The following is a 25,913-nucleotide window of genomic DNA, read 5'->3' on the forward strand; positions in this document are numbered from 1 at the left end:
CGCTTGCGCTACAAATTGGACGAGACACGCAAAACGGGGCGCAGAACGCGGACCAGCCACGCTCAGGTCGTCGACGAACTCGGCAAGGCGATCGTCGCCGGCACCTATCCCGTCGGCTCGATCCTGCCAGGCGATACTGAACTGGCGCAGCGTTTCAAAGTGTCCCGCACCGTGTTGCGCGAGACGATGAAGACGCTTGCCGCCAAGGGCATGGTCGTCGCCAAGGCCCGGGTCGGCACGCGTGTGACGGAGAAGAACCTCTGGAACATGTTCGACAGCGAGATCATCGCCTGGCACTTCGACAATGGCGTGACGGAAGAATTCCTGCTGCAGCTCTACGATATTCGTCTCGCCTTCGAACCCTTCGCCGCCGGTCTCGTCGCTGAACGGGCGAATACCGAGGAGATCGAGACGCTGCGCGAGCTGGCGCTCGAGATGGCGGCGGCCGGTCATACGGCCGACAGCCTGGCGCTCGCCGACCTTCGTTTTCACCTGGCGATCGCCGAAGCCTCGCACAATCCCTTCATGCGGACACTCGGCAGCCTTATCGAAGCGGCTCTCGTCGGCATGTTCCGCATGAGTACGCCGCCAACCGAAAACGGCTTCGCCAATATCGCCGACACCCATATGCGCATCGTCGATGCGATCGTTTCCGGCGATAACGCCGCCGCGCGCCGTGCGATGGAAGACGTCATCCTGGACGGACGCCATCATGTCCATGAAGCCTTCGCGGCCGGCGGTTCCGAAACCGTCATAGGGTCGATTTCGGCCGCAATTTCACCTTTGTGAAGGCTTTGCTTATCGACAGCGCGCGCGTCTTTTCGAGAGCTCCGAAGGACGCTGCAGCACTTCGAGTTGCTGGAAGATTTTATCCTTAAATCGATTCCGATTTAGGGAATTATGCAGTATGAGGCGATAAAGCCGCCTCACGGCGCGGATTCGCGGAGCAAATCATGGAACGCACTTGTCTTGCCGTCATCCTTGCCGCCGGTGACAGCACGCGGATGAAATCCTCGAAATCGAAGGTCCTGCATCCGGTCGCCGGACGACCGATGATCGCCCATGTGGTCGAGGCGGTTGCCTCCGCCGGCATCTCGTCCGTCGCCCTTGTGGTCGGCCGTGATGCCGAGGACGTGGCAAAGGCGGCAAGCATCGCCGGCGTCGACATCGAATCCTTTCTGCAGAAGGAACGCCTCGGCACCGGCCACGCGGTGCTGGCGGCGCGCGAAGCGATCGCTAAGGGTTATGACGATATCCTCGTCACCTATGGCGATGTGCCGCTCCAGACCGACGGACCGCTGAAGGCCGCCCGCCAGGGCCTTGCCGATGGCAGCGATGTCGTCGTCATCGGCTTCCACACCGACCGCCCAACCGGCTACGGCCGCCTGCTCGTCAAGGACGGCGAACTCATCGCCATCCGCGAGGAAAAGGATGCGACCGATGCCGAGCGCACCGTCACCTGGTGCAATAGCGGGCTGATGGCGATCAACGGCAGAAAGGCGCTCGATCTTCTCTCGCGCATCGGCAACGCTAATGCCAAGGGTGAATTCTATCTGACCGATCTCGTCGAGATCGCCCGTTCGCTTGGCGGACGCGTCACCGCGGTCGACGCTCCTGAGATCGAGATGACCGGCTGCAACACCCGTGCCGAACTCGCCGTCATCGAGCGTTTCTGGCAGGAGCGCCGCCGCCACCAGATGATGCTTTCAGGCGTCACCATGATCGCACCGGAAACGGTCTTTCTCGCCTATGATACCGTCATCGGCCAGGATGCGCTGATCGAGCCGAACGTCGTCTTCGGTCCCGGCGCGGTGATCGACAGCGGCGCCGTCATCCATGCCTTCTCGCATATCGAAGGCGCGCATGTCAGCCAGGGCGCGACCGTCGGACCCTTTGCGCGGCTGCGGCCCGGTGCGGATCTCGGCACCGGTTCGAAGGTCGGCAATTTCTGCGAGGTCAAGAACGGCCGGCTCGGCGAGGGCGCCAAGGTCAACCACCTGACCTATATCGGTGATGCCGTCATCGGCGCCGGCAGCAATATCGGCGCCGGCACGATCACCTGCAACTATGACGGCGTCAATAAGAGCGAGACGGTGATCGGCGAAAATGCCTTCATCGGTTCCAATTCTTCGCTGGTCGCGCCGGTGACGATCGGCGACGGCGCCTATATCGCCTCCGGCAGCGTCATTACCGTCAATGTTCCGGCCGATGCACTGGCGCTCGGCCGAGCCCGGCAGGAAATCAAGACGGGCCGCGCGACGCTGCTGCGTGAGCGTGCGCTCGCCATCAAGGCGGCGAAGAAGGCGAAAGCCTGACCGGCCTTGCGTAACCGGCGGAAATTGAAAGTGACCGCCGAGGTGATTGAGAAATAAGCAGGAATCGTTAGGACTGGCCTCGTTGTCGAAGCCTTTATGGGGATACTATATGTGCGGCATTGTGGGGATCGTCGGAACTGCGCCTGTTGCCGGGCGCTTGGTCGATGCGCTGAAGCGTCTCGAATATCGCGGTTATGATTCCGCCGGCGTCGCCACCATTCATGACGGCGTGATGGATCGCCGCCGCGCCGAGGGCAAGCTGTTCAATCTGGAAAAGCGCCTCGACAGCGAACCGCTGCCCGGCACCGTCGGCATCGCCCACACGCGCTGGGCGACCCACGGCGTTCCGAACGAGACCAATGCCCATCCGCATTTCGTCGAAGGCGTCGCCGTCGTCCATAACGGCATCATCGAGAACTTCTCCGAGCTTCGCGACGAACTGACCGAAGAGGGGTCGGTCTTCGAAACCCAGACCGACACCGAAGTCGTTGCCCATCTAATGGCGAAATACCTGCGCGAAGGCCTGGAGCCCCGCGCCGCCATGCTGAAGATGCTGAACCGGGTAACCGGTGCCTATGCGTTGGCCATCATGCTCAAGGCCGATCCCGGCACGATCATGGCCGCCCGTTCCGGCCCGCCGCTTGCCGTCGGCTATGGCCGCGGCGAGATGTTCCTCGGCTCGGACGCGATCGCGCTCTCGCCCTTCACCAACGAGATCACCTATCTCGTCGACGGCGATTGCGCCGTCCTCACCCGCGACAGTGTCGCGGTGCTCGATTTCGCCGGCAAGCCGGTCAAGCGCGCCCGACAGATCTCGCAGGCGACCGCCTATGTCGTCGACAAGGGCAACCACCGCCACTTCATGGAAAAGGAAATCTACGAGCAGCCGGAGGTCATCTCCCACGCGCTCAGCCACTATGTCGATTTCGCCGAGAATACCATCGGCGCCAACGCCGCCGCGATCGACTTCAAGGCGGCGACCGGCCTTGCGATCTCGGCCTGCGGCACGGCCTATCTCGCCGGCCTCGTCGGCAAATACTGGTTCGAGCGTTATGCCCGCCTGCCGGTCGAGATCGACGTTGCTTCCGAATTCCGCTACCGCGAAATGCCGCTGTCGCCATCGCAGGCAGCGCTCTTCATTTCACAGTCCGGCGAGACCGCCGATACGCTGGCATGCTTGCGCTATTGCCGGGACAATGGGTTGAAGATCGGCGCCGTCGTCAATGTTCGCGAATCGACGATCGCGCGCGAATCCGACGCCGTCTTCCCGATCATGGCCGGCCCCGAAATCGGCGTCGCCTCGACCAAGGCCTTCACCTGCCAGCTTGCCGTGCTGGCAGCGCTGGCGATCGGTGCCGGCAAGGCGCGCGGCACGGTGAGTGCTGACGAGGAGAGGGCGCTGGTGCGCCATCTCGCCGAAATGCCGCGCATCATGAGCCGGGTGCTGAACCTTATTCAGCCGCAGATGGAAAGCCTGTCGCGCGAGCTGTCGAAGTGCAAGGACGTGCTCTATCTCGGCCGCGGCACGAGCTTCCCGCTTGCCATGGAAGGCGCGCTGAAGCTCAAGGAAATCTCCTATATCCATGCCGAGGGTTATGCCGCCGGCGAATTGAAGCACGGACCGATCGCACTGATCGACGAGAACATGCCTGTCATCGTCATCGCCCCCTACGACCGTTTCTTCGAAAAGACCGTCTCGAACATGCAGGAGGTCGCAGCCCGCGGCGGCCGCATCATCTTCATCACTGACGAGGCCGGTGCAGCCGCCTCGAAACTGCCGACCATGGCGACGATTACCCTGCCAGTGGTCGACGAAATCATCGCGCCGATGATCTTCTCGCTGCCGATCCAGCTGCTCGCCTATCACACCGCCGTCTTCATGGGCACCGATGTCGACCAGCCGCGCAACCTGGCGAAATCGGTGACCGTGGAATAAGCCTGTAACGCCGGGACCGTCGCGCCGAAACATATTGTGCGGCGCCCCGAATTCTGGCAATTTTGGTCTTCGGACAAGGGGGAAGGGCCGGCGTACCGGCCTGTCCACGACTGAGATGGAGATCATCAGGAAACGATGACCGACAACACCCCCAGAATGCCGGTCGCGACGCGGCTGAGGAATAATTTTCTCGCAGGGCTGATCATCTGCGCGCCGATCGCGATTACCATCTGGCTGACCTGGACTTTCATCCATTGGTCGGACAGCTGGGTCCGGCCCTATATTCCGGCGCGCTGGAATCCGGAAAGCTATCTCAATTTCGCCATTCCCGGTTTCGGCCTGCTGATCGCCGTCGTGCTGATCACCGTCGTCGGCTTCCTCGGCAAGAACCTCATTGGCCAGAGCATAGTCCGTTTCGGCGAATCGATCGTTCAGCGCATGCCGCTGGTGCGCACGATCTACAGAAGCGTGAAGCAGATTTTCGAAACCGTGCTGAAGGAACAGGCAAACTCCTTCAAGAAGGTCGGTCTCATCGAATATCCGGGTCCCGGTCTCTGGGCACTGATCTTCATCGCCACCGACGCCAAGGGCGAAATCGCTTCGAAGTTCAATGCGATGGGCCAGGATATGGTCGCGGTCTTCCTGCCGCCGACCCCGGTGCCGACGGCCGGCTTTCTCATCTTCGTGCCGCGCGAGAAGATCGTCATGCTCGATATGTCGCCGGAAGACGCCGCCAAGTTCCTGATTTCGGGCGGACTTGTGGCGCCTGAACACAAGCCGGCCGATCCCAAGCAGAAGCATTTGCCGCGGCCGAAGCCGGTGGCAGTTTCCAAGGCTGATTAACCCGCTCTAAGAAAACGGATCGCCTCGTCGCGGCGGAAAAGATAGAGCAGGGTGCGGATCGCCGTTCCCCTCTCGGTGGTCAGCTCCGGATCGCGCTCGATGAGGTAAGCCGCATCCGTGCGGGCGATTTCCAAGAGATCGGCATGCGCCTCGAGGCTGGCGATGCGGAAGCCTGGCGTGCCGGATTGCCGTGTGCCGAGCAATTCGCCTTCACCGCGCAGCTTCAGGTCCTCCTCGGCAATGCGGAAGCCATCCTCCGTCTCGCGCATGATCGAGAGCCTGGCATGGCCGGTCTCGCCGAGCGGCCCCTTGTAGAGCAGGATGCAGGTCGAGGCCTCGTCGCCGCGCCCGACGCGGCCGCGCAGCTGATGCAATTGCGCCAGGCCGAAGCGCTCGGCATGTTCGATCACCATGATCGTCGCATCCGGCACGTCGACACCGACCTCGACGACGGTCGTGGCGACGAGCAGCCGGGTCTCGCCATTCTTGAACGCCATCATCGCCGCGTCCTTTTCCGGCCCGCTCATGCGACCGTGGATGAGGCCGATGCCCGGACCAAGTGCTGAGACCAGCGTCGCATGCCGCTCCTCGGCCGACATCAGGTCGAGTTCCTCGGACTCCTCGACCAGCGGGCAGATCCAGTAGGCCTTCTTGCCCTCGGCGATCGCGCTTTGCAGCCGGCCGACGATTTCGCCGGTCCGTTCCATCGGCACGGTGATCGTCTGGATCGGCTTGCGGCCGGCTGGTTTTTCGGTGAGCTTGGAGACGTCCATATCGCCGAAGGCGGCGAGCACCAGCGTGCGCGGGATCGGCGTCGCCGTCATGACCAGCATATGCGGCGAGAGGCCCTTGGCCGTCAGCCGCAGCCGCTGATGCACGCCGAAACGGTGCTGCTCGTCGACCACGGCAAGCATCAGATTGGCGTAGGCGACGCTGTCCTGGAACAGCGCATGCGTGCCGATGACGATCTGGGCGGCACCCGAGGCGATTCGCTCCAGGATTTCTTCCCGTTCGCGTCCCTTGGTGCGCCCGGTCAGCACCTCGATGCCGAGCCCGGCAGAGGCGGCGAATTTCGAGATCGTCGCGTGGTGCTGCCGCGCCAGGATTTCCGTCGGCGCCATCAGCACGGCCTGGCCGCCGCTCTCGATCACCGCCGCCATCGCCATCAGCGCCACCAGCGTCTTGCCGGAACCGACATCGCCCTGCAGCAGCCGCAGCATGCGCTCGTTGCCGGCCATATCCTTCAAAACCTCGGCGATCGCCTCATTCTGGCTGCCGGTCAGCGAGAAGGGCAAGGTTTTCAGGATCTTGCTGCTGATGGCGCCGGTCGCAGTGACCGGCTGGCCGGCCACCTTGCGCAGCCTCTGCCGCACCAGGCTCAGCGACAGCTGGCCGGCGAGGAATTCGTCATAGGCAAGCCGCCGCCGGGCAGGGGCCCGCGGGTCGATATCGCTGGGATCGCGCGGCTCGTGCAGCATGTGGAAACTGTCGCGGATCGACGGCAGGCCTTGTTTCTCCGTCAGCGCCAGATCGATCCATTCCGGCAGCTCGGGAAAACGCGGCAGGCCGGCGTCGATGATCTTGCGCAGCGTCTTCGGCGAAAGTCCCGCCGTCAGCGGATAGATCGGCTCGACCAGCGGCAGGCTCTCCGCCTCGTCGGCCCTGACGATATAGTCGGGATGCACCATCGAGGCGCGGCCGTTGAACCAGTCGATCTTGCCGCTGACCGTCACCTCCGCGTCAACAGGCAGCTGCTTTTCCAGCCACGCCGCCTGTCCGCGGAAGAAGACGAGCGTCAGCTCGCCGGTCTCGTCATGCAGGAAGACGCGGTAGGGGATATTGCTTTTGCCGCCCGGCGGCACCTGGTGGCGGTCGACGCGCGCCGTGATCGTCACGATCGCGCCCTGCGGCGCGCGGGCGATTCCAGGCTGGTTGCGCCGGTCGATCAGCGAAAAGGGCGCGTGGAAGAGCAGGTCGATGACCCGGCAATCTTCCAGCGTCTCGCGCCCGAGCAGCTTGACCAGCAGGTCGGCGATCTTCGGGCCGACGCCCGGAAGGCCCGAAATAGGGGAAAACAGAGGATCGAGAATGGCGGGGCGCATGCGGCCAAAATGCGATGAACAATGCGGCCTTGGCAAGGCTGACAAGCCGCTTTCGAGGGTCTATAGAGGCGCATCAACAGGAAGGTAATGCCATGACAGGTGTCACGCTCACGAGTGCCGGTCTCGACCCGCGCCGCCGCCGGATCCTTTTCCGCTGTTGGCATCGCGGGCTGCGCGAAATGGATCTGGTCTTCGGCCAGTTCGCCGAGGCCGAGATCGCGATGCTGTCGGAAGCCGAGCTCGACGAGTTCGAGACGATCATGGCCGAAGAGGACAATGATCTCGTCCGCTGGATCATGGGAACATGGCCGGTGCCGGAGCGTTTCCACACACCGATGTTTGCCCGCATCGCCGCCTACAAGCCCGATTTTGACAAGCCCCTCAGGACGCCGGAATGATCCCTGGTTTCGATGCGAAGAAGCTTGCGGCCATTGCCGAGCCGCTGACGATCGGCAATGTGCCGGCAGGTCTTGAAACGCTGCTGCTCGCCGAGCTCGCCCGAACGGGAGAGCCGGTCGCCTATGTCATGTCCGACGGCCACCGCATGGCCGATCTCGAACAGATGCTGGGCTTCGTCGCCCCCGACATTCCGGTTCTCACCTTGCCGGCCTGGGACTGTCTGCCCTATGACCGCGTCTCGCCGAGCGCCGACACCTCGGCTCGCCGGCTGGCCGCACTCGGCGGCCTCATCGCCCATCGCAAGAAGCCGCATGCGGCAATCGTACTCGTCACGGCCAATGCCATGCTGCAGAAGGTGGCGCCGCAGGATGTCATCGAAAGCCTGAGCTTTTCGGCTCGTCCGGGCAACCAGCTGCGCATGGACGATCTCGCCGGTCGCCTGGAGCGCAACGGCTTCGAGCGGGTTGCCACCGTTCGCGAGGTCGGCGAATATGCCGTGCGCGGCGGCATTCTCGATGTCTTCGTGCCGGGTTCCGAAGAGCCGGTCCGCCTGGATTTCTTCGGCGACACGCTGGAGAGCATCCGCAGCTTCGATCCGGCCAGCCAGCGCACGATCGGACAGGTGCGCTCCCTCGATCTCAACCCGATGAGCGAAGTGACGCTGACCCCGGATACGATCAGCCGCTTCCGCAAGAATTACCTCTCCGCTTTCGGCGCGACCACCCGCGACGACGCGCTCTATCTCGCCGTCTCCGAAGGTCGCCGTTATCCCGGCATGGAGCACTGGCTGCCGCTTTTCTACGAAAAGCTCGATACCGTCTTCGATTATCTCAGCGGCTTCCGGATCGTCATCGACCATACGGTGCGTGAAGCAGCCGAAGAGCGCTCCAAGCTCGTTCTCGACTATTACGACGCCCGCCTGAACTCCGGCCAGCCGGCCAAGGGGATGACGCAGGGCACGCCTTACAAGCCGGTGACGCCGGGCCAGCTCTATCTCGACAGCAAGCTTTTCGCAAAAACCCTCGACGCGCTCGGCGCGATCCGCATCAGCCCCTTCAACGAGCATGAGGGCGAGGCGCGGCGGGTCGTCAATGTCGACGCCCGCCAGGGCCAGCGCTGGGCGCGTGCGAATGCCGAAGGCGGCGGCGATGCAGAACGCATCAACATCTTCGACGTCGTCGTCAAGCATATCGCCGACCGCCGCGCCGCTGGCGCCAAAGTGCTCGTCACCGCCTGGACCGAGGGTTCGCTGGAGCGGCTGCTGCAGGTGCTGAACGAACACGGCCTGGAAAAGGTCAAGCCGATCGAGGCGCTGAAAGATGTCGGCTCGCTGGCGAGAGGCGAGGCGGCCGCTGCCGTGCTCAGTCTCGAAGCCGGCTTCGAGGCCGGCGATCTCGTCGTCATCGGCGAGCAGGATATCCTCGGCGACCGTATGGTGCGCCGCTCCAAGCGCCGCAAGCGCGCCGCCGATTTCATCTCGGAGGTGGCAGGCCTCGACGAGGGCTCGATCGTCGTCCACGCCGAACACGGCATCGGCCGCTTTATCGGGCTGAGGACCATCGAGGCCGCAGGCGCGCCGCATGCCTGCCTCGAACTGCAATATGCCGACGAGGCCAAGCTCTTCCTGCCGGTCGAAAACATCGATCTTCTCTCGCGTTACGGCGGCGAGGGCACCGAAGCCCAGCTCGACAAGCTCGGCGGCGGCGCCTGGCAGATGCGCAAGGCCAAGCTCAAGAAGCGCCTGCTCGACATGGCCGATGCGCTGATCCGCATTGCCGCCGAGCGCCTGACGCGCCATGCGCCGATGCTGACGACGCCTGAAGGCCTCTACGACGAATTCGCCGCCCGCTTCCCCTATGACGAGACCGAGGATCAGGAAAACGCCATCGAAGCGGTGCGTTCCGATCTCGGTGCCGGCCGGCCGATGGATCGCCTCGTCTGCGGCGACGTCGGCTTCGGCAAGACCGAAGTGGCGCTGCGCGCCGCCTTCGTCGCAGCGATGAACGGCGCCCAGGTCGCGATCGTCGTGCCGACGACACTGCTTTCCCGCCAGCATTTCAAGACCTTCTCCGATCGTTTCCGTGGTCTGCCGGTGCGCATCCAGCAGGCCTCGCGCCTCGTCGGCGCGAAGGAACTGGCGCTGACCAAGAAGGAAGTGGCGGAAGGCAAGACGGATATCGTCGTCGGCACCCATGCGCTGCTCGGCGCCGGCATCAAATTCGCCAATCTCGGTCTGCTGGTCATCGACGAGGAACAGCATTTCGGCGTCAAGCACAAGGAGCGGCTGAAGGAGCTGAAGAGCGACGTGCACGTGCTGACGCTGTCGGCAACGCCAATCCCGCGCACGCTGCAGCTTGCCATGACCGGCGTGCGCGAACTGTCGCTGATCACCACGCCGCCGGTCGACCGCATGGCAGTGCGCACCTTCATCTCGCCCTTCGACAGTCTGGTCATCCGCGAGACGCTGATGCGTGAGCATTATCGCGGCGGCCAGAGCTTCTATGTCTGCCCCAGGCTTGCCGATCTCGAGGACGTGCATGCCTTCCTGCAGTCGGATGTGCCGGAACTGAAGGTCGCCGTCGCCCATGGCCAGATGCCGGCCGGCGAACTCGAAGACATCATGAATGCCTTCTATGAAGGCCGCTACGACGTGCTTCTCTCGACCACCATCGTCGAATCCGGCCTCGACGTGCCCACAGCCAACACGCTGATCGTCCACCGCGCCGACATGTTCGGCCTTGCCCAGCTCTATCAGCTGCGCGGCCGCGTCGGCCGTTCGAAGGTGCGCGCCTTCGCGCTCTTCACCCTGCCTGTTAATAAGGTGCTGACGGCAACCGCAGAGCGTCGCCTCAAGGTGTTGCAGTCGCTGGATACGCTCGGCGCCGGTTTCCAGCTGGCGAGCCACGATCTCGATATCCGCGGCGCCGGCAACCTGCTCGGCGAGGAGCAGTCCGGCCATATCAAGGAGGTCGGCTTCGAGCTCTACCAGCAGATGCTGGAAGAGGCGGTCGCCGAGGTCAAGGGTGTCGACGAGATCCACGACACCGGCTGGTCGCCGCAGATCTCGGTCGGCACGACGGTGATGATCCCGGAAGGCTACGTGCCCGATTTGCACCTGCGCATGGCGCTCTACCGCCGCCTTGGCGAAATTACCGAGCTCAAGGAGATCGATGGCTTCGGCGCCGAGATGATCGACCGCTTCGGGCCGATGCCGATCGAAGTCCAGCATCTGCTGAAGATCGTCTACATCAAGTCGCTCTGCCGCACCGCCAATGTCGAAAAGCTCGATGCCGGCCCGAAGGGTGTCGTCGTGCAGTTCCGCAACAAGGAATTCCCCAATCCGGCCAACCTCGTCGGTTATATCGGCAAGCAGGGCACGATGGCGAAGATCCGCCCCGATCACAGCCTGTTCCTGACCCGCGACCTGCCGACGCCGGAAAAACGCCTGCAGGGCGCTGCCGTCATCATGACGCAGCTGGCCGAATTCGCGAAATAGAGCAATTCCAGCAAAACTGTGCCCCGGTTTTGCGTCCGGAATTGCGTGGAAAAAGGAGACAAGGATGGCAACATACGGCGCAACGATCGCCTGGCAGCGCAACGGCGAGACCTTCACCGACAACCGCTACAGCCGCGCCCACCGCTGGACCTTCGACGGCGGCATCGAGGTGAGGGCGTCCTCTTCCGCCCATGTCGTGCCGCTGCCCTATTCGGCCGAGGATGCCGTTGATCCGGAAGAGGCTTTCGTCGCTTCGCTCTCCAGCTGCCACATGCTCTGGTTCCTGTCGATCGCCGCCAAACAGCGCTTTTGCGTCGACAGCTACACCGATGCCGCCGAGGGCATCATGGAGAAGAATGCCGAAGGCCGTCTCGCCATGACTGTCGTGACCCTCCGTCCGCATGTCGTCTTCAGCGGTGAGAAACAGCCCTCGTCAAGCGAGCTCGAAGCCCTGCATCATCGCGCTCACGACGAATGCTTCATTGCCAATTCGGTGAAGACCGATGTGCGCTGCGTTCCGGTTCTGGGCTGATCCCGGGGTCGTCGGCGTTAGTTCAGCCCCGACCGCGCCTTGGCTTTCGCCTTGGCGATGTCGCGCAGCGCGTTCGCCAATACGTCAGGCGTCTGTGCGCCACTGACGGCATATTGCTGGTCGAAGATGAAGAACGGCACGCCGTTGACGCCCATCTCCTGCGCCGCCTTGATCTCGGCGACGATCAGATCGCGATCGGCATCGGAGGCAAGCAGCGAGGCGATGACCGAGCGGTCGAGGCCTGACTCTTCGGCGATATCTAGCAGCACCGCATGGTCGCCGACATTGCGGCCTTCCTCGAAATTCGCCTTGAACAGCGCGGCAACGACCTTGTCCTGCTTCTCGCGGCCTTCGATCATCGCCCAGTGGATCAGCCGATGCGCATCGAGCGTGTTCGGGCCGATCTTGATCGCCTCGAAATCGAAGGCGATGCCGACCTCGCGGCCGTAATCGGTGAGCATCTTATGCGCCTGCGCCACGCGCTCCTCGCCGCCGAGCTTCTCCGCCAGCGCCGTCTTCTGGTCGACGCCTTCCTTGGGATAGTCGGGATTGAGCCGGTACGGCCGCCAGTTGATGTCGACGCCGATTACGTCCTGCACCTCGGCGATGGCGAGCTCCAGCCGCGCCTTGCCGAGATAGCACCAGGGGCAGACGACATCCGAGACGACGTCGATGGTGATACGCTCCATGATGATTTTCCTTATTCTCATGCGTCTCCAAGGGAGACATTCAAGCCGGGGCGGCTCGGCTGCTTCTTATTGGGCGCTGGTATCCCACCATAGCGGCAGCTGATAGCCATAGAGCGGCACCGCGTCGGGATGGCCGATGCGCTTGCTGCGCGCCACCCATTGCTGGCCCATATGATAGAGCGGCAGCACGTAATGGCTGGACAGCAGCAGCCGGTCGTAGGAGCGCACCGCCGCGGTGAAATCCTCTGCCGACCGCGCCCGGAGCAGGTGATCGATCAACGTATCGAGATCGGGGTCGGCAGCGCCCGCGAAACTGTCGCTGCCCTCGCGGGTCTTGGCGGCCGAAGACCAGCGGCCGAGCTGTTCGTTTCCAGGCGATAGCGAGGACGTGTAGGACTTCATGATCATGTCGTAGTCGAAGCTGTTCGTCCGGCTCTGATACTGCGAATCGTCGACCGTGCGGATCGAAACGGCGATGCCAATGGTCTGCAGCGAACGCTGATAGGCGACGGCGAGTTTCTCCTGGTCGGCATTCTGCGTCATGATCTCGAAGGCGAGTTGGCGGCCGGAGCCATCGAGCATCTTGCCGCCCTGGATCGTATAGCCGCCCTGTTTCAACTGCTCGACGGCCTGTTTCAGCACATTGCGGTCGCGACCGGAACCGTCGGTGACCGGCAGCTTGTAGGTGCCGTCGAGAATCTCCGGCGCGATCTTGTCCTTGATCGGCCCGAGCAGGGCAAGCTCGGCCGCATTGGCGGGAACCCCGAAACTCGACAGCTCGGAATTCTGCCAGAAGCTCTGGGTGCGTTTGTAGGCGCCGGAATAAAGGTTCTTGTTCGCCCATTCGAAATCGAACACCAGCGACAGGCCTTCGCGCACCTTGGGATCGGCAAAGATCGGCCGGCGCGTGTTGAACACGAATCCGAGCATGCCGCTTGGCAGTTTCGGTGTGAACACGTCCTTGAGCACAGCCCCTGAGGTGACGGCGGGGAAATTATAGGCATTGGCCCAATGACCGGGATTGCCGTCGGGATAGATGTCGACATCGCCCTTCTTGAAGGCCTCGAACAGCGTCGTGTCCTGCAGGAAATACTGGACGGTGATCTGGTCGTAATTGTCGGTGCCGACCTTGGCGGGAATGTCCTTGCCCCAGTAATTCGGATCGCGCTCATAGGTGATGCTCTCGCCGGGCTTCACCGTCTTCACCTTATAGGGACCGGAGCCGACGGCGGGCGTTAGCGAGGAACGGTCGAAGGTTGCCGGATCGATCGCATGTTTCGGTAGCACCGGGAACAGGCCGAAGATCAGCGGCGTCTCGCGGTCGGCCTTGTCGTTGAAGGTGAAGCGCACGCCGCGCTCGCCGACCTTCTCCATCTTGGCGACGACGTTGAGGCGGTTGGCGAAGGGCACGCGACCCTTGTCGCGCATCAGCTCGAAGGTGAACATCACATCCTCGGGCGTCACCGGCTGGCCATCGGCCCATTTCGCCTTCGGATTGAGGTTGAACTGGATGAAGCTCCTGTCGTCGTCCCATTCGACCGTTTCGGCGAGCAGGCCGTAGAGGGTGAAGGGCTCGTCCCTGGAGCGCTGCATCAGCGATTCGTAGACGAGATTGCCATAATCCGGATCCCACATGCCGCGCGCCGTCGTGCGCATGCTCTTCAGGATGAACGGGTTGAGGTTGTCGAAGGTGCCGACGACGCCATAGGTGATCTTGCCGCCCTTTTTCACGTCGGGGTTGACGTAAGGGAAGTGCTTGTAGTCGGCCGGCAAAGCCGGCTCGCCGTGCATCGCGATGCCGTGCAGCGGCTCGGCAGCGACAGTGCCGCACAGCAGCGAGAGGAAGAGGGGGACGACAATCCGGAGCATTCGGCAATCCTTGATCCGTGAAAACGGGGCATGATTCACGCCTTGATCCGTGAAAACGGGGCATGATTCACGCCAAGATTATCATGGGGTCGACTGATTCCAACACAGAACGGCGATTTCTTTGGCATCGCGACGAAATGCACCTCAAATTGCCAAAGAAATGCTGGATATCTTGAACGCTGCGATGTAACAGGTGAACCCGAAGTTTCGGGGTCATGCATTTGCCTTATTTTTTTAAGAGGTGGAGTGCCGAACGACCCGATGGTTGGGGCGGCAAACCGCTGCCCCGAACGGATATCAGGAGACGGAATTCGTTATGATGTTCAAGTCTGAAAAGAAAATGCGGGCAGCACTGTCCGTTCTGGCAGTGATGTTCGGCGCCGCCTCGGCTCCGGTCTCCTCCTTCGCGCAGAGTGCGGCGGCACCGGCTCCGGCCGATGCCCCGGCGCAGGCCGCAGGAGCGCCGAAGCTCGGCTGGTACAAGACCTGCAGCAAGCAGGAAGACAACGACATCTGTGTTGTCCAGAACCTGATCCTCGCCAATGGCGGCCAGCTCGTCACGGCCGTCGGCCTGATCTCGGTCTCGGGCAAGATCAACCGCAAGCTCTTGCAGGTCTCGGTTCCGACAGCGCGCCTCGTTCCTCCCGGCATCATGATGCAGATCGACGGCGGCAAGGGCCAGAAGCTCGACTACGCCGTCTGCCTGCCGGACAAGTGCACCGCCGAAATTCCGCTGACCGACGCGATGATCGCCAGCCTCAAGAAGGGCAGCGACGTGATCTTCACCTCGATCAACTTCCGCCGCGCTCCAAATCCGATCAAGATCTCGCTCGAAGGCTTCACCGGCGCCTATGACGGCGAACCGGTTTCCGAAAATAAGCTTGCCGAAAGCCAGCGCAGCCTGCAGGAAGGCATGCAGAAGAAGGCCGAAGAAGCCCGCAAGAAGCTGGAAGACGCCCAGAAGGCAGCCAAGGCGCAGTAATCCTGCCACTTTCTTTGAAACAGAAACCCGGCTTCGCGCCGGGTTTTTGTTGCGCAAAGAAAAGGCCTCGCCGGGAGAAGCGAGGCCTTGATTCAACGATCGGCACGAGTGAGTTAGTGGGCGAAGCTCATCTTGGGTTTGAACTGCCCTGACGGGGCCTGATCGAAAATCTGGTAGATCTGCGGGTTGCGAAGCGGCGTGCCGCTTTCGTCGTTCATCAGGTTCTGCTCGGAGACATAAGCGACATATTCGCTTTCGTCATTCTCGGCGAGCAGGTGATAGAAGGGCTGGTCCCTGCTCGGGCGCACCTCGGCGGGAATGGAATTCCACCATTCCTCCGTATTCGCGAACTCCGGATCAACGTCGAAGATGACGCCGCGAAACGGAAAAACCTTGTGCCGAACCACTTCGCCGATACTGAACTTTGCTACTCTTTCTTTCATGGTACGACTTCCTTTCATCACCAAATTTGGTGATTGGTGTCGCGCAAATCAAGATTTTTGCGCGAGTTCGTCACATGAACGTCATATCCTCCTTCTGCACAATTCCTTAGATCGGAATCGATTTAAGGACAAAATTATGCAGCACTCCAAGTTCTACAGCGTCCTTTGCGCGTCTGAAAGACGTGCGGCGCTGTAGTGGCGTCCATGACCTGGGAGGCGAAAGCCCCGGCGGACCGGGACTTTCTGTGTTCAGGCCCGATCAGGCCGAATAGTACATGTCGTATTCGACCGGATGCGGCGTCATTTCGAAACGCATCACCTCAGCCATCTTCAGCTCGATGAAGGCATCGATCTGGTCGTCGTCGAAGACGCCGCCGGCTGTCAGGAACTTGCGGTCCTTGTCGAGGCTTTCGAGTGCTTCGCGCAACGAGCCGCAGACGGTCGGGATCTTCTTCAATTCCTTCGGCGGCAGGTCGTAGAGATCCTTGTCCATGGCCTTGCCGGGATGGATCTTGTTCTTGATGCCGTCGAGGCCGGCCATCAGCATGGCGGCAAAGGCGAGATAGGGGTTGGCGGTCGGATCCGGGAAGCGGACTTCGACGCGCTTGGCCTTCGGGTTGGAGCCGAACGGAATGCGGCAGGAAGCCGAGCGGTTGCGGGCCGAATAGGCCAGCAGCACAGGGGCTTCGTAACCCGGAACGAGACGCTTGTAGGAGTTCGTCGACGGGTTGGTGAAGGCGTTGATCGCCTTGGCATGTTTGATGATGCCGCCGATGTAAAACAGGCAGCTCTCGGAAAGGCCTGCATATTCGTCGCCGGCAAAGGTCGGCTTGCCGCCCTTCCAGATCGACTGGTGCACATGCATGCCCGAGCCATTGTCGCCGAAGATCGGCTTCGGCATGAAGGTCGCCGTCTTGCCGTAAGCGTTGGCCACCTGGTGCACGACATATTTGTAGATCTGCATCTTGTCGGCGTTGCGCACCAGCGTATCGAACTTGATGCCGAGTTCGTGCTGGGCGGCAGCGACTTCGTGGTGATGCTTTTCGACAACGACGCCCATCTCGGAAAGCACCGTCAGCATTTCCGAACGCATGTCCTGAGCGCTGTCGACGGGGGGAACCGGGAAATAGCCGCCCTTGACGCGCGGGCGATGGCCGAGGTTGCCGGTCTCGTAATCGGTGTCGTCGTTCGACGGCAGTTCGGTCGAATCGAGCTTGAAGCCGGTATTGTAAGGATCGGCCTTGTACTTGACGTCGTCGAAGACGAAGAATTCGGCTTCAGGGCCGACGAAGACCGTATCGCCGATGCCGGATGCCTTGAGGTAGGCTTCGGCCTTCTTGGCGGTGCCGCGCGGATCGCGGTTATAGGCCTCGCCGGAGACCGGATCGAGGATGTCGCAGACGATGACCATGGTCGACTGAGCGAAGAACGGGTCCATATGCACCGTTTCGGTATCGGGCATCAGCACCATGTCGGACTCATTGATGGCCTTCCAGCCACCGATCGAGGAGCCGTCGAACATCACGCCGTCAGCGAACATGTCTTCGTCGACGCAGACAACGTCCATCGTCACATGCTGCAGCTTGCCCTTCGGGTCGGTGAAACGCAGATCGACGAACTTTACGTCGTTCTCCTTGATCTGCTTCAGAATTTCGCTTGCGGTCGCCATTAATGAGTTTCCTCCGATTTGCGATGACGGTGTAGGTCGGCGATGACGGTAACGGACTTTGCGCGATTGGCAAAGTGGTCAGATGGCATCGATGCCGGTCTCGCCGGTGCGGATGCGGATAACCTCTTCGACGTTGGAGACGAAGATCTTTCCGTCGCCGATGCGGCCGGTCTGCGCCGCCTTGCGGATCGCATCGATAACGGCCTCCGCGTTCTCGTCGGCCAATACGACCTCGACTTTGACCTTCGGCAGGAAATCGACGACGTATTCAGCTCCGCGGTAGAGTTCCGTGTGGCCCTTCTGACGGCCGAAACCCTTGGCTTCCGTGACCGTGATACCCTGCAGGCCAACTTCCTGAAGGGCTTCCTTCACTTCGTCCAGCTTGAAAGGCTTAATGATCGCTTCGATCTTTTTCATGAGAAAATGTCTCTCCGCTTCTCTTGTTATGGCAGGAATTTTCCCGCTCGCCGGATATGATGCAGATATCGTGCCAGTTTGAAATCCATCTTATCGAAAAAAGACGTCGATTCTGCCAAAAGCGGCGCGTTTGTCGGGAATTCTATGTGGTTTTGGTGGTGGAACAGGTGGAAAAACATTGTCTCCGATCAAAATCACATCCGAAACGGAAAAAGTCATGTATTTTCGCACCTGCGAATACACGTCACGCTGAGATGAAAATATAGGCAAATGCCTAAATAGAGTCCGTCTCTTTGTTGTTTCAGGCGGTTGTTTTTTAGGCGTTTTTTGATTGAATGGGATGATGAGCAAACATCTGTTCGACCTTCTTCTCACGCCTGCCGAAATGGCCGCCGTCGACGCGGCTGCGGCCGCATCCGGCATCGACTCCTTCGGCCTGATGGAGAAGGCAGGTGCCTCGGTCGCAGCTGCGGCTCTGCGCCTTCATCCCGGAGCGTTGCGTTTCGTCATACTCTGCGGACCCGGCAACAATGGTGGCGACGCCTATGTCGCAGCCCGTCATCTGCATGAGAGCGGGGCGAGGGTGGCGCTCTTCCACCTCGGCGATCCCATGCGGCTGAAGGGTGATGCCGCCCGCGCCCGCATCGGCTGCGCATTGGAGGGACAGGGGCTCGACCTCTATCGGCCCGAAACCGGCGACGTCGTCGTCGATGGCCTGTTCGGGGCGGGGCTTGGCCGCGCGGTGTCGGCCGATGTGCGCGCGCTGATCGAGCGCGTCACCGAGGCCGCTATTCCCGTGCTCGCCATCGATCTGCCCTCCGGCCTCGATGGTCGCACCGGCAAGGTGCTGGGTGCCGCCTTCCGGGCCTGCAACACCATCACCTTCATGACCCGCAAGCCCGGCCATCTGCTGATGCCGGGCAGGGAGCTTTGCGGTGAATTGGAGGTCTTCGACATCGGTATCCCCGCCCGCATCGTCAGGGCTGAGGCAGGCGGTATCATCGCCGAGAACACGCCGGATGCCTGGAAGAGTGCGCTGCCGGCCGGGCAGCTGGAAACCCACAAATACAAGCGCGGTCATCTGGTCGTCTTCTCCGGCGAGGCCGACAAGACGGGTGCGGCGCGCATGTCAGCGATCTCGGGCCTGAAAGCCGGCGCCGGCCTGGTGACGATCGCCGCCCCCCGCGCGGCGATAGCCGCCAATGCCGCGCATCTGACCGCCGTCATGCTGCATGCCATCGACGACGAGGCCGACCTCGGCGACTGGCTCTCCGACAAGCGGCTGCAGACCTTCGTCCTCGGCCCCGGTTTCGGCATCGGCGCCAGGGCGCGCGGCTTCGTCTCGGCCCTTGCCGATCGTCATCTGGTACTCGATGCCGACGGCATCTCCTCGTTCAAGGACGATCCGCAACAGCTGTTCGATCTTTTCCGGGGTGAGCCGCGTCTGGTGCTGACACCGCACGAGGGCGAATTCGCGCGGCTCTTTCCCGATATCGGCGGCGACGATGGCCTCGGCAAGGTGGATAAGGCTGTGGCCGCCGCCCGCCGCGCCAATGCCGCGATCATTTACAAAGGCGCCGATACCGTCATCGCAGCACCCGACGGCCGTGCGCTCATCAATACCAATGCTCCCGTCTGGCTTGCCACCGCCGGTTCCGGCGACGTGCTTGCAGGCATCATCGGCGGCTTGCTCGCTCAGGGCCTGCCGGCCTTCGAGGCCGCGGCTGCCGGCGTCTGGCTGCACGGCAAGGCCGGCCAACGCGCCGGCAAGGGGCTGACGGCGGAGGAGCTTGCAGCCGAGGTATTGCCGCTTTAGCGCCGCCGTGTGTCCTTTGGGACGCACAAAGGACACTCTAACTCTTGCAATCCTGGCGCTTCTCTGCCCCGTCGAACGCGCGGAGACGCTGATCCGCATCGACGAGGAGCGCAAATTCTTGAACCGGCAGAGCGATTTGTCGTGGGCTTCGCAGAAACGGGAACGGCAGGTCTGTCCTCCGCTGGACCAGTTGAATAACGGCCATTGTCGTCGCGATCCTTGCGTGGCATCTTCCCGGCGGAGGATTCCGCGTCTCATTGACGGGCATTTCCGTTTTTTACTGCGTAAGTTTGTCTTCCCGACGGAGGCTCGAATGAGTGTTGGCCTGATCGCCCTTCTTGATGATATCGCGGCATTGGCCAAGGTGGCTGCGGCGTCGCTTGACGATATTGCCGGCCAGGCGGCCAAGGCAGGCGCGAAAGCGGCCGGCGTCGTCATTGACGATGCTGCAGTCACACCTCGCTACGTCACTGGATTTTCGGCAGCGCGCGAATTGCCGATCATCGGCAAGATCACGCTCGGCTCGCTGAAGAACAAGCTGCTGATCCTGCTTCCGGCAGCACTGATCCTGAGCCTTGTCGCACCGCAGGCGATCACGCCGCTGCTGATGATCGGCGGGCTTTATCTCTGCTACGAGGGTGTGGAAAAAGTCTACGAACTGTTGATGCCGCATGCGGCCCACGCCCATGAATCGGCGCTCGAGGCGACGAGCCTCGATGCCAAATCGATAGAAGACGAGAAGGTTGCCGGTGCGATCAAGACGGATTTCATCCTGTCGGCCGAGATCATGGCGATTACGCTCGCCGCGGTGCCGTCCGGCAGCATGTTCACGCAGGCCCTCATCCTTGCCGTCGTTGGACTGGGCATCACGGTCTTGGTCTATGGCGGCGTGGCGCTTATCGTGAAGGCCGATGATCTCGGTCTGATGCTGGCGCGCGTGCAGACGGCATCGGCGATGGGCGCCTTCTTGCGCTCGATCGGAAAGGGGCTTGTTACAGGCATGCCTTATTTTCTGAAAGTGCTCGGCATTGTCGGAACGGCCGCCATGATCTGGGTCGGTGGCGGCATCATCGTTCACGGCCTCGAAGCCTATGGCGTCAGTGGCCTTGCGCATCTGATCCATGATGCCGGCGAGGCGACGGCGCATGCCATTCCCGTTCTGGCATCCGTGCTGCGCTGGATCGTCGAGGCCGCAGGAGCTGGCATCGTCGGGATCGTCGCCGGCTTGATCGCAATTCCGGTCGCAGGCTACGCCGTCTCGCCGCTATGGCGGTACCTCAAATCGCTCCTGCCGCACCGGAAAGAGGCGCTGGCGAACGAGAAGAAATGAAGCCTGCCGTTATCGGCGGGCCAGCCCGCCCTATTTCGCCAGCGCCTGCTGCAGGGCGATCGCCCCGTGCGGCGCATTGACCTTGCCCTCGTGGATCATGAAGGCGAAGACGTCGCGCGGCTCGGTCTTCACCTTGCGATCTCCATCGATCAGCGGCAGATCATCAGGAACCTTGCCCTCGGCCCAGGTCTCCAGCCGGTCTGCCCAGGCCTTCAGGTCCTTTTCCGGGTAGCAGGTCGGGATATCGTCCGAGCCCTTCTGCAGCCTGGCATAGACGAAATCGGCCGTCACGTCGGCGATCATCGGATATTCGAAATGTTCAGCGCAAACAGGCGCTACGCCGTATTTCGAAAGCAGCGCCACGAACTCCGGCACCTTGAAGGAATCGTGCCGCACCTCGACCACGTGGCGGAGCGCCAACCCATCCTGTTTTGCCGGCAGCAGCTTCAGGAAGGCTTCGAAATCTTGCGCATCGAACCTCTTCGTCGGTGCGAACTGCCACAGCAGCGGCCCGAGATGATCGCCGAGTTCGCTGATGCCCGATGACAGAAACCGCTCCATCGATTCACCGGCTTCGGCAAGCACCCGCCGATTGGTGACGAAACGTGTCGCCTTCAGCGAGAAGATGAAACCGTCGGGCACGTCAGCCGCCCATTTGGCAAAGACCGCAGGCTTCTGCGTGCTGTAATAGGTGCCGTTGACCTCGATGACCTTCAGCTGGCGGCTGGCATAATTCAGCTCGTCCTTCTGCTTCAGGCTCTCGGGAAAGAAATGCCCGCGCCAGGGCTCGAAGGTCCAGCCGCCGACGCCGGTGCGGATAGTGCCGGATTTCGTCATGTCGTCCTCCCAGTTCGCAGCCGCTCAGGCCGCATCGATCTCTTTCGTCATGTCGACGAGTGTCCATCCTGGCCGATAAGGGTTTGGCCGGCGACCCGTTTCCTGAAACCCGAAGGCGCAGTAGAGCGCGATATTCCGCTCCATCCGCGCATTCGTGTAGAGGCGGATCTCCGGCACGGCCAATTCCCGCGCCTTGCCTTCCAGCCAACGCAGCATCGCCAGTCCATGGCCGGCACCCTGAAACGCCGGCGAGACCGCGATGCTGAACAGCATGAGGTGATCGGAATGCTGCTCGGCGACCACCAGGCCGGCCGTTTGCCCGCCGATCTCGCGCAGCCAAACCTCGCCGCGTTCGATCCGCGGCGTGTAATCCTCCGTCACCGGCATCGGCGGAGCGCCGAAGAGCTCGCTATAGGGCCGATAAGCGGCTGTTGTCAGCGTCGCGATCGTTTCCAGATCATCGGGCGACGCTGGCCTCATCGTCATTCCGCCGCCACCGCCTTCTTCGCCGGCCGCCGTTCCAGCAATTCTTTCAGGAACTGCCCGGTATAGGACCGCTTCTCCTTGACGATCGCTTCGGGCGTGCCGGTTGCGACGATCTCACCGCCGCCGTCGCCGCCTTCGGGGCCGAAATCGAGCACCCAATCGGCCGTCTTGATGACTTCGAGATTATGCTCGATCACCACCACCGAATTGCCCTGGTTGACCAGTTCGTGCAGCATTTCGAGCAGTTTGGCGACGTCGTGGAAATGCAGGCCGGTCGTCGGTTCGTCGAGAATGTAGAGCGTGCGTCCGGTCGAGCGTTTCGACAGCTCCTTGGCAAGCTTGACGCGCTGCGCCTCGCCGCCCGAGAGCGTATTCGCCTGCTGGCCGACCTTGATATAACCGAGACCGACATCCTTCAGCGCTTGCAGCTTGTCGCGCACCGCAGGCACCGCCGCGAAGAAATCGACGCCTTCCTCCACCGTCATGTCGAGCACGTCGGCGATTGACCTCTGTTTGAAGGTGACGTTGAGTGTCTCGCGATTGTAGCGCTTGCCGTGGCAGACGTCGCAGGTGACGTAGACATCGGGCAGGAAGTGCATCTCGATCTTGATGACGCCGTCGCCCTGGCAGGCCTCGCAGCGCCCGCCCTTGACGTTGAAGGAGAAACGGCCCGGCTGGTAGCCGCGGGCCTTTGCCTCCGGCAGGCCGGCGAACCAGTCGCGGATCGGCGTGAAGGCGCCGGTATAGGTTGCCGGGTTCGAGCGCGGCGTGCGGCCGATCGGCGATTGATCGATGTCGATCACCTTGTCGATATGCTCGAAGCCGTCGATGCGGTCGTGATCGGCCGGGTTTTCACGCGCGCCCATGACGCGGCGTGCTGCCGATTTATAGAGCGTTTCGATCAGGAAGGTGGATTTGCCGCCGCCGGAAACGCCGGTCACCGCCGTGAACACGCCGAGCGGAATCGACGCCGTGACGTTCTTCAGATTGTTGCCGCGCGCGCCGACCACCTTGATCTCGCGGCCTTTCTTCGGCTTGCGGCGTTCGTCGGGAACGGGAACGCCGAGTTCGCCGGAGAGATATTTGCCGGTCAGCGACTTCGGATTGGCCATGATATCCTGCGGCGTGCCATGGGCGATGACCTGGCCGCCGTGAATGCCGGCGGCCGGGCCGATATCGACCACGTCGTCGGCCGACAGGATCGCATCCTCGTCATGTTCGACGACAATGACGGTGTTGCCGATGTCGCGCAGGTGCTTCAGCGTGTCGAGCAGCCGGGCATTATCGCGCTGATGCAGGCCGATCGACGGTTCGTCGAGCACGTAAAGCACGCCCGTCAGCCCCGAACCGATCTGCGAGGCGAGCCGGATGCGCTGGCTCTCGCCGCCCGACAACGTGCCGGAATTGCGCGACAGGCTGAGATATTCCAGACCGACATCGTTGAGGAAGCGCAGCCGGTCGCGGATCTCCTTGAGGATGCGCACGGCGATCTCGTTCTGCTTGGCATTGAAGCTTGCCGGCAGCGTCTCGAACCAGTCGCGGGCGACGCGGATCGACATACCGGTAACTTCGCCGATATGCAGCGTGTCGATCTTCACCGCTAGGGCCTCGGGCTTCAGGCGGAAGCCGTTGCAGGAAGGGCAGGGGGCGGCCGACATGAAGCGCTCGATATCCTCGCGCGCCCAGGCGGAATCGGTCTCTTTCCAGCGGCGCTCGAGATTGGTGATGATTCCTTCGAAATTCTTCTGCGTCGTGTACGAGCGGGCGCCGTCGGCATAGTGGAATTCGATCTTGTCGTTGGTGCCGTTGAGGATGACGTTCTTGGCCTCGTCGGACAGATCGTTCCAGCGGGTGCCGAGCTTGAAGCCGTAATGTTTGCCGAGCGCTTCCAGCGTCTGATTGTAATAGGGCGAGGTCGACTTGGCCCAGGGCGCGATCGCCCCGTCGCGCAGCGTCCGCTCGGGCTCGGGCACGATCAGATCCGGATCGATCTTCTGCTGGGCGCCGAGGCCGTCGCAGGTCGGGCAGGCGCCGAAGGGATTGTTGAAGGAGAAGAGCCTGGGTTCGATCTCCGGAATCGTGAAGCCCGAGACCGGGCAGGCAAACTTCTCCGAAAACAGCACGCGTTCATGCGTCTCGTTCAGCGACTTGTTGGCCGAGCCGCCGGCCGACGTCTCTTCCGGCGGCAGCGGCTTGTCGGCGAATTCGGCGACCGCCAGCCCGTCGGCAAGCTTCAGGCAGGTCTCCAGGCTGTCGGCCAGGCGCGCCGAGACATCCGAGCGCACGACGATGCGGTCGACCACCACGTCGATGTCGTGCTTGTATTTCTTGTCGAGCACCGGCGCCTCGGCGATCTCGTAGAACTGCCCGTCGACCTTGACGCGCTGGAAGCCTTTTTTCATCAGCTCCGCCAGTTCCTTCTTGTATTCGCCCTTGCGCCCGCGCACGAGCGGCGCGAGGATATAGAGACGGGTGCCCTCGCCGAAATCGAGGATTCGGTCGACCATCTGGCTGACGGTCTGGCTTTCGATCGGCAGGCCGGTCGCCGGCGAATAGGGAACGCCGACGCGGGCAAAGAGCAGGCGCATATAGTCGTAGATCTCGGTGACGGTGCCGACCGTCGAGCGCGGATTGCGCGAGGTGGTCTTCTGCTCGATGGAGATCGCCGGCGACAGCCCGTCGATCTGGTCGACGTCGGGCTTCTGCATCATCTCGAGAAACTGGCGGGCATAGGCCGACAGGCTCTCGACATAGCGCCGCTGGCCCTCGGCATAGATCGTGTCGAAGGCAAGCGAGGATTTGCCTGAACCCGAAAGCCCGGTCATGACGATCAGCTTGTTACGCGGCAGATCGAGATCGATGCTCTTGAGATTATGCTCGCGCGCGCCGCGGATGGAGATCGTCTTCAGTTCGCTCATCGTCTCTGCTTTGGTTTTCTGGATAACAGCCCTTATTTAGTGATGCCGACGGGCGAGTCGAGGCTGAATATCCGCAAGGGCACAAGGTTTTCGATTCTGTTGACAGGATCATACGGATAAACTAGAACAAATAAAGAACAAAATTCCTGATGGATAAAGATGTGGATTAAATGCCGCCCATGCGCATCGGCGGTCCGTGATGGTTTAAGGTGCGCCGATCGATTAAACGCCGCCGGGCAGGGCGGCAGGCAGGGTGAGAAGCATGGCTGGTAGCGTGAATAAGGTAATTCTGATTGGAAACGTCGGTGCGGACCCCGAAATCCGCCGCACTCAGGATGGCCGGCCGATCGCCAATCTTCGTATCGCGACCTCGGAGACTTGGCGCGACCGCAATTCCGGCGAGCGCCGTGAAAAGACTGAATGGCACACTGTCGTCGTCTTCAACGAGGGCCTCTGCAAGGTCGTCGAGCAATATGTGAAGAAGGGCGCCAAGCTCTATATCGAAGGCCAGCTGCAGACCCGCAAATGGCAGGACCAGCAGGGCCAGGATCGCTACAGCACGGAAGTGGTGCTGCAGGGTTTCGGCTCGACGCTTACGATGCTCGACGGCCGCGGTGAAGGTGGCGGTGCGAGCGGCGGCCGTGGCAGTGCCGGTGGCGGCAACGATTATGGCGACGATTACGGCGCCCCGGCTCCCGCCTCATCGCCGAGCCGCGGCGGTGGCGGCGGCGGCAACTTCTCGCGGGATCTCGATGATGACATCCCGTTCTGATCGGTAGCCTTTCCTGGCTGGTGAAAGACTTGAGAGAGCATGATGCCTTGGATGGCGTCATG

At 62.0% G+C, this 25,913-nt stretch carries 20 protein-coding genes; 11 read left to right on the forward strand and 9 right to left on the reverse strand.

The window, feature by feature from the left end; all coding sequences use genetic code 11:
- Positions 1-3 precede the first annotated feature (3 nt).
- The 4 genes from RL_RS12280 (at position 4) to RL_RS12295 (ending at position 5,094) form a co-directional block, all read left to right on the forward strand.
- Complete coding sequence (locus RL_RS12280; RefSeq protein WP_011651950.1) at positions 4-789, forward strand: FadR/GntR family transcriptional regulator; 786 nt, start codon at positions 4-6, stop codon at positions 787-789.
- A gap of 164 nt (positions 790-953) precedes the next feature.
- Positions 954-2,315, forward strand: coding sequence for a bifunctional UDP-N-acetylglucosamine diphosphorylase/glucosamine-1-phosphate N-acetyltransferase GlmU (gene glmU / locus RL_RS12285; protein WP_011651951.1), 1,362 nt, complete (start codon positions 954-956; stop codon positions 2,313-2,315).
- A gap of 109 nt (positions 2,316-2,424) precedes the next feature.
- The gene (gene glmS, locus RL_RS12290) at positions 2,425-4,251 is read left to right on the forward strand and encodes a glutamine--fructose-6-phosphate transaminase (isomerizing) (RefSeq protein WP_011651952.1); all 1,827 of its coding nucleotides are present in this window, start codon (positions 2,425-2,427) and stop codon (positions 4,249-4,251) included.
- Between the two features lie 135 nt (positions 4,252-4,386).
- On the forward strand, positions 4,387-5,094 hold the full coding sequence (locus RL_RS12295; protein ID WP_011651953.1) for a DUF502 domain-containing protein: 708 nt from the start codon (positions 4,387-4,389) through the stop codon (positions 5,092-5,094).
- Here the strand turns inward: RL_RS12295 and recG are convergent.
- Entirely contained in the window at positions 5,091-7,196 is a 2,106-nt protein-coding gene (recG, locus tag RL_RS12300) for an ATP-dependent DNA helicase RecG (RefSeq protein ID WP_011651954.1), read from the reverse strand. The genes RL_RS12295 and recG overlap by 4 nt on opposite strands.
- Before the next feature lie 92 nt (positions 7,197-7,288).
- On the opposite strand from recG, the gene RL_RS12305 reads away from it, so the two are divergent.
- From RL_RS12305 to RL_RS12315, 3 genes are all read left to right on the forward strand, one after another.
- Entirely contained in the window at positions 7,289-7,594 is a 306-nt protein-coding gene (locus RL_RS12305) for a succinate dehydrogenase assembly factor 2 (RefSeq protein WP_011651955.1), read from the forward strand.
- A complete protein-coding gene (mfd, locus tag RL_RS12310; RefSeq protein ID WP_011651956.1) occupies positions 7,591-11,091 on the forward strand; it encodes a transcription-repair coupling factor in 3,501 nt (1,166 codons plus the stop codon). The genes RL_RS12305 and mfd overlap by 4 nt, the downstream gene beginning before the upstream one ends.
- A gap of 64 nt (positions 11,092-11,155) precedes the next feature.
- Positions 11,156-11,623 carry an OsmC family protein gene (locus tag RL_RS12315; protein WP_011651957.1) on the forward strand — a complete coding sequence of 156 codons (468 nt, stop codon included), beginning with the start codon at positions 11,156-11,158 and terminating at the stop codon, positions 11,621-11,623.
- A 17-nt stretch (positions 11,624-11,640) separates the two neighbouring features.
- Here RL_RS12315 and RL_RS12320 read toward each other — a convergent pair whose 3' ends face one another.
- Together RL_RS12320 and RL_RS12325 are read right to left on the reverse strand one after the other, a co-directional pair.
- Complete coding sequence (locus RL_RS12320; RefSeq protein ID WP_011651958.1) at positions 11,641-12,312, reverse strand: DsbA family oxidoreductase; 672 nt, start codon at positions 12,310-12,312, stop codon at positions 11,641-11,643.
- Between the two features lie 66 nt (positions 12,313-12,378).
- Positions 12,379-14,181 (reverse strand): extracellular solute-binding protein, encoded by a 1,803-nt coding sequence (locus RL_RS12325; RefSeq protein ID WP_011651959.1) that lies wholly within the window; start codon positions 14,179-14,181, stop codon positions 12,379-12,381.
- A gap of 316 nt (positions 14,182-14,497) precedes the next feature.
- On the opposite strand from RL_RS12325, the gene RL_RS12330 reads away from it, so the two are divergent.
- A complete protein-coding gene (locus tag RL_RS12330; RefSeq protein ID WP_011651960.1) occupies positions 14,498-15,163 on the forward strand; it encodes an invasion associated locus B family protein in 666 nt (221 codons plus the stop codon).
- Positions 15,164-15,276: 113 nt separating this feature from the next.
- Here RL_RS12330 and hspQ read toward each other — a convergent pair whose 3' ends face one another.
- The 3 genes from hspQ to RL_RS12345 form a co-directional block, all read right to left on the reverse strand.
- Positions 15,277-15,606 carry a heat shock protein HspQ gene (hspQ, locus tag RL_RS12335; protein ID WP_003539613.1) on the reverse strand — a complete coding sequence of 110 codons (330 nt, stop codon included), beginning with the start codon at positions 15,604-15,606 and terminating at the stop codon, positions 15,277-15,279.
- Positions 15,607-15,865: 259 nt separating this feature from the next.
- Positions 15,866-17,275 carry a type I glutamate--ammonia ligase gene (gene glnA, locus RL_RS12340; protein WP_011651961.1) on the reverse strand — a complete coding sequence of 470 codons (1,410 nt, stop codon included), beginning with the start codon at positions 17,273-17,275 and terminating at the stop codon, positions 15,866-15,868.
- Between the two features lie 78 nt (positions 17,276-17,353).
- The gene (locus tag RL_RS12345; RefSeq protein WP_003539626.1) at positions 17,354-17,692 is read right to left on the reverse strand and encodes a P-II family nitrogen regulator; all 339 of its coding nucleotides are present in this window, start codon (positions 17,690-17,692) and stop codon (positions 17,354-17,356) included.
- 343 nt (positions 17,693-18,035) lie between these two features.
- Here RL_RS12345 and RL_RS12350 point away from each other — a divergent pair, with 343 nt between their 5' ends.
- Both RL_RS12350 and RL_RS12355 read left to right on the forward strand, forming a co-directional pair.
- Positions 18,036-19,508 (forward strand): bifunctional ADP-dependent NAD(P)H-hydrate dehydratase/NAD(P)H-hydrate epimerase, encoded by a 1,473-nt coding sequence (locus RL_RS12350; protein ID WP_011651962.1) that lies wholly within the window; start codon positions 18,036-18,038, stop codon positions 19,506-19,508.
- Between the two features lie 313 nt (positions 19,509-19,821).
- Positions 19,822-20,838 (forward strand): DUF808 domain-containing protein, encoded by a 1,017-nt coding sequence (locus RL_RS12355; protein WP_011651963.1) that lies wholly within the window; start codon positions 19,822-19,824, stop codon positions 20,836-20,838.
- 30 nt (positions 20,839-20,868) lie between these two features.
- Here RL_RS12355 and RL_RS12360 read toward each other — a convergent pair whose 3' ends face one another.
- The 3 genes from RL_RS12360 to uvrA are packed head-to-tail and all read right to left on the reverse strand — an operon-like array spanning position 20,869 to position 25,079.
- Positions 20,869-21,675 (reverse strand): DUF72 domain-containing protein, encoded by an 807-nt coding sequence (locus tag RL_RS12360; protein WP_011651964.1) that lies wholly within the window; start codon positions 21,673-21,675, stop codon positions 20,869-20,871.
- 24 nt (positions 21,676-21,699) lie between these two features.
- Positions 21,700-22,161, reverse strand: coding sequence for a GNAT family N-acetyltransferase (locus RL_RS12365; protein ID WP_011651965.1), 462 nt, complete (start codon positions 22,159-22,161; stop codon positions 21,700-21,702).
- Entirely contained in the window at positions 22,158-25,079 is a 2,922-nt protein-coding gene (gene uvrA, locus RL_RS12370; RefSeq protein ID WP_011651966.1) for an excinuclease ABC subunit UvrA, read from the reverse strand. The genes RL_RS12365 and uvrA overlap by 4 nt, the downstream gene beginning before the upstream one ends.
- A 262-nt stretch (positions 25,080-25,341) precedes the next feature.
- Here uvrA and RL_RS12375 point away from each other — a divergent pair, with 262 nt between their 5' ends.
- On the forward strand, positions 25,342-25,851 hold the full coding sequence (locus RL_RS12375; protein ID WP_011651967.1) for a single-stranded DNA-binding protein: 510 nt from the start codon (positions 25,342-25,344) through the stop codon (positions 25,849-25,851).
- Positions 25,852-25,913 lie beyond the last annotated feature (62 nt).

Source organism: Rhizobium johnstonii 3841 (assembly GCF_000009265.1).
Classification (GTDB): Bacteria; Pseudomonadota; Alphaproteobacteria; order Rhizobiales; family Rhizobiaceae; genus Rhizobium; species Rhizobium acaciae.

Excerpts from the sequence above, each read along its gene's own strand:
- RL_RS12305 (WP_011651955.1), top strand. The coding sequence starts at position 7,289 with ATGACAGGTGTCACGCTCACGAGTGCCGGTCTCGACCCGCGCCGCCGC.
- mfd (WP_011651956.1), top strand. The coding sequence starts at position 7,591 with ATGATCCCTGGTTTCGATGCGAAGAAGCTTGCGGCCATTGCCGAGCCG.
- RL_RS12320 (WP_011651958.1), bottom strand. The coding sequence starts at position 12,312 with ATGGAGCGTATCACCATCGACGTCGTCTCGGATGTCGTCTGCCCCTGG.
- RL_RS12330 (WP_011651960.1), top strand. The coding sequence starts at position 14,498 with ATGATGTTCAAGTCTGAAAAGAAAATGCGGGCAGCACTGTCCGTTCTG.
- glmU (WP_011651951.1), top strand. The coding sequence starts at position 954 with ATGGAACGCACTTGTCTTGCCGTCATCCTTGCCGCCGGTGACAGCACG.
- RL_RS12295 (WP_011651953.1), top strand. The coding sequence starts at position 4,387 with ATGACCGACAACACCCCCAGAATGCCGGTCGCGACGCGGCTGAGGAAT.
- RL_RS12375 (WP_011651967.1), top strand. The coding sequence starts at position 25,342 with ATGGCTGGTAGCGTGAATAAGGTAATTCTGATTGGAAACGTCGGTGCG.
- RL_RS12365 (WP_011651965.1), bottom strand. The coding sequence starts at position 22,161 with ATGACGATGAGGCCAGCGTCGCCCGATGATCTGGAAACGATCGCGACG.
- RL_RS12325 (WP_011651959.1), bottom strand. The coding sequence starts at position 14,181 with ATGCTCCGGATTGTCGTCCCCCTCTTCCTCTCGCTGCTGTGCGGCACT.
- recG (WP_011651954.1), bottom strand. The coding sequence starts at position 7,196 with ATGCGCCCCGCCATTCTCGATCCTCTGTTTTCCCCTATTTCGGGCCTT.
- uvrA (WP_011651966.1), bottom strand. The coding sequence starts at position 25,079 with ATGAGCGAACTGAAGACGATCTCCATCCGCGGCGCGCGCGAGCATAAT.
- RL_RS12360 (WP_011651964.1), bottom strand. The coding sequence starts at position 21,675 with ATGACGAAATCCGGCACTATCCGCACCGGCGTCGGCGGCTGGACCTTC.
- hspQ (WP_003539613.1), bottom strand. The coding sequence starts at position 15,606 with ATGAAAGAAAGAGTAGCAAAGTTCAGTATCGGCGAAGTGGTTCGGCAC.
- RL_RS12350 (WP_011651962.1), top strand. The coding sequence starts at position 18,036 with ATGAGCAAACATCTGTTCGACCTTCTTCTCACGCCTGCCGAAATGGCC.
- glmS (WP_011651952.1), top strand. The coding sequence starts at position 2,425 with ATGTGCGGCATTGTGGGGATCGTCGGAACTGCGCCTGTTGCCGGGCGC.
- RL_RS12355 (WP_011651963.1), top strand. The coding sequence starts at position 19,822 with ATGAGTGTTGGCCTGATCGCCCTTCTTGATGATATCGCGGCATTGGCC.
- glnA (WP_011651961.1), bottom strand. The coding sequence starts at position 17,275 with ATGGCGACCGCAAGCGAAATTCTGAAGCAGATCAAGGAGAACGACGTA.
- RL_RS12345 (WP_003539626.1), bottom strand. The coding sequence starts at position 17,692 with ATGAAAAAGATCGAAGCGATCATTAAGCCTTTCAAGCTGGACGAAGTG.
- RL_RS12315 (WP_011651957.1), top strand. The coding sequence starts at position 11,156 with ATGGCAACATACGGCGCAACGATCGCCTGGCAGCGCAACGGCGAGACC.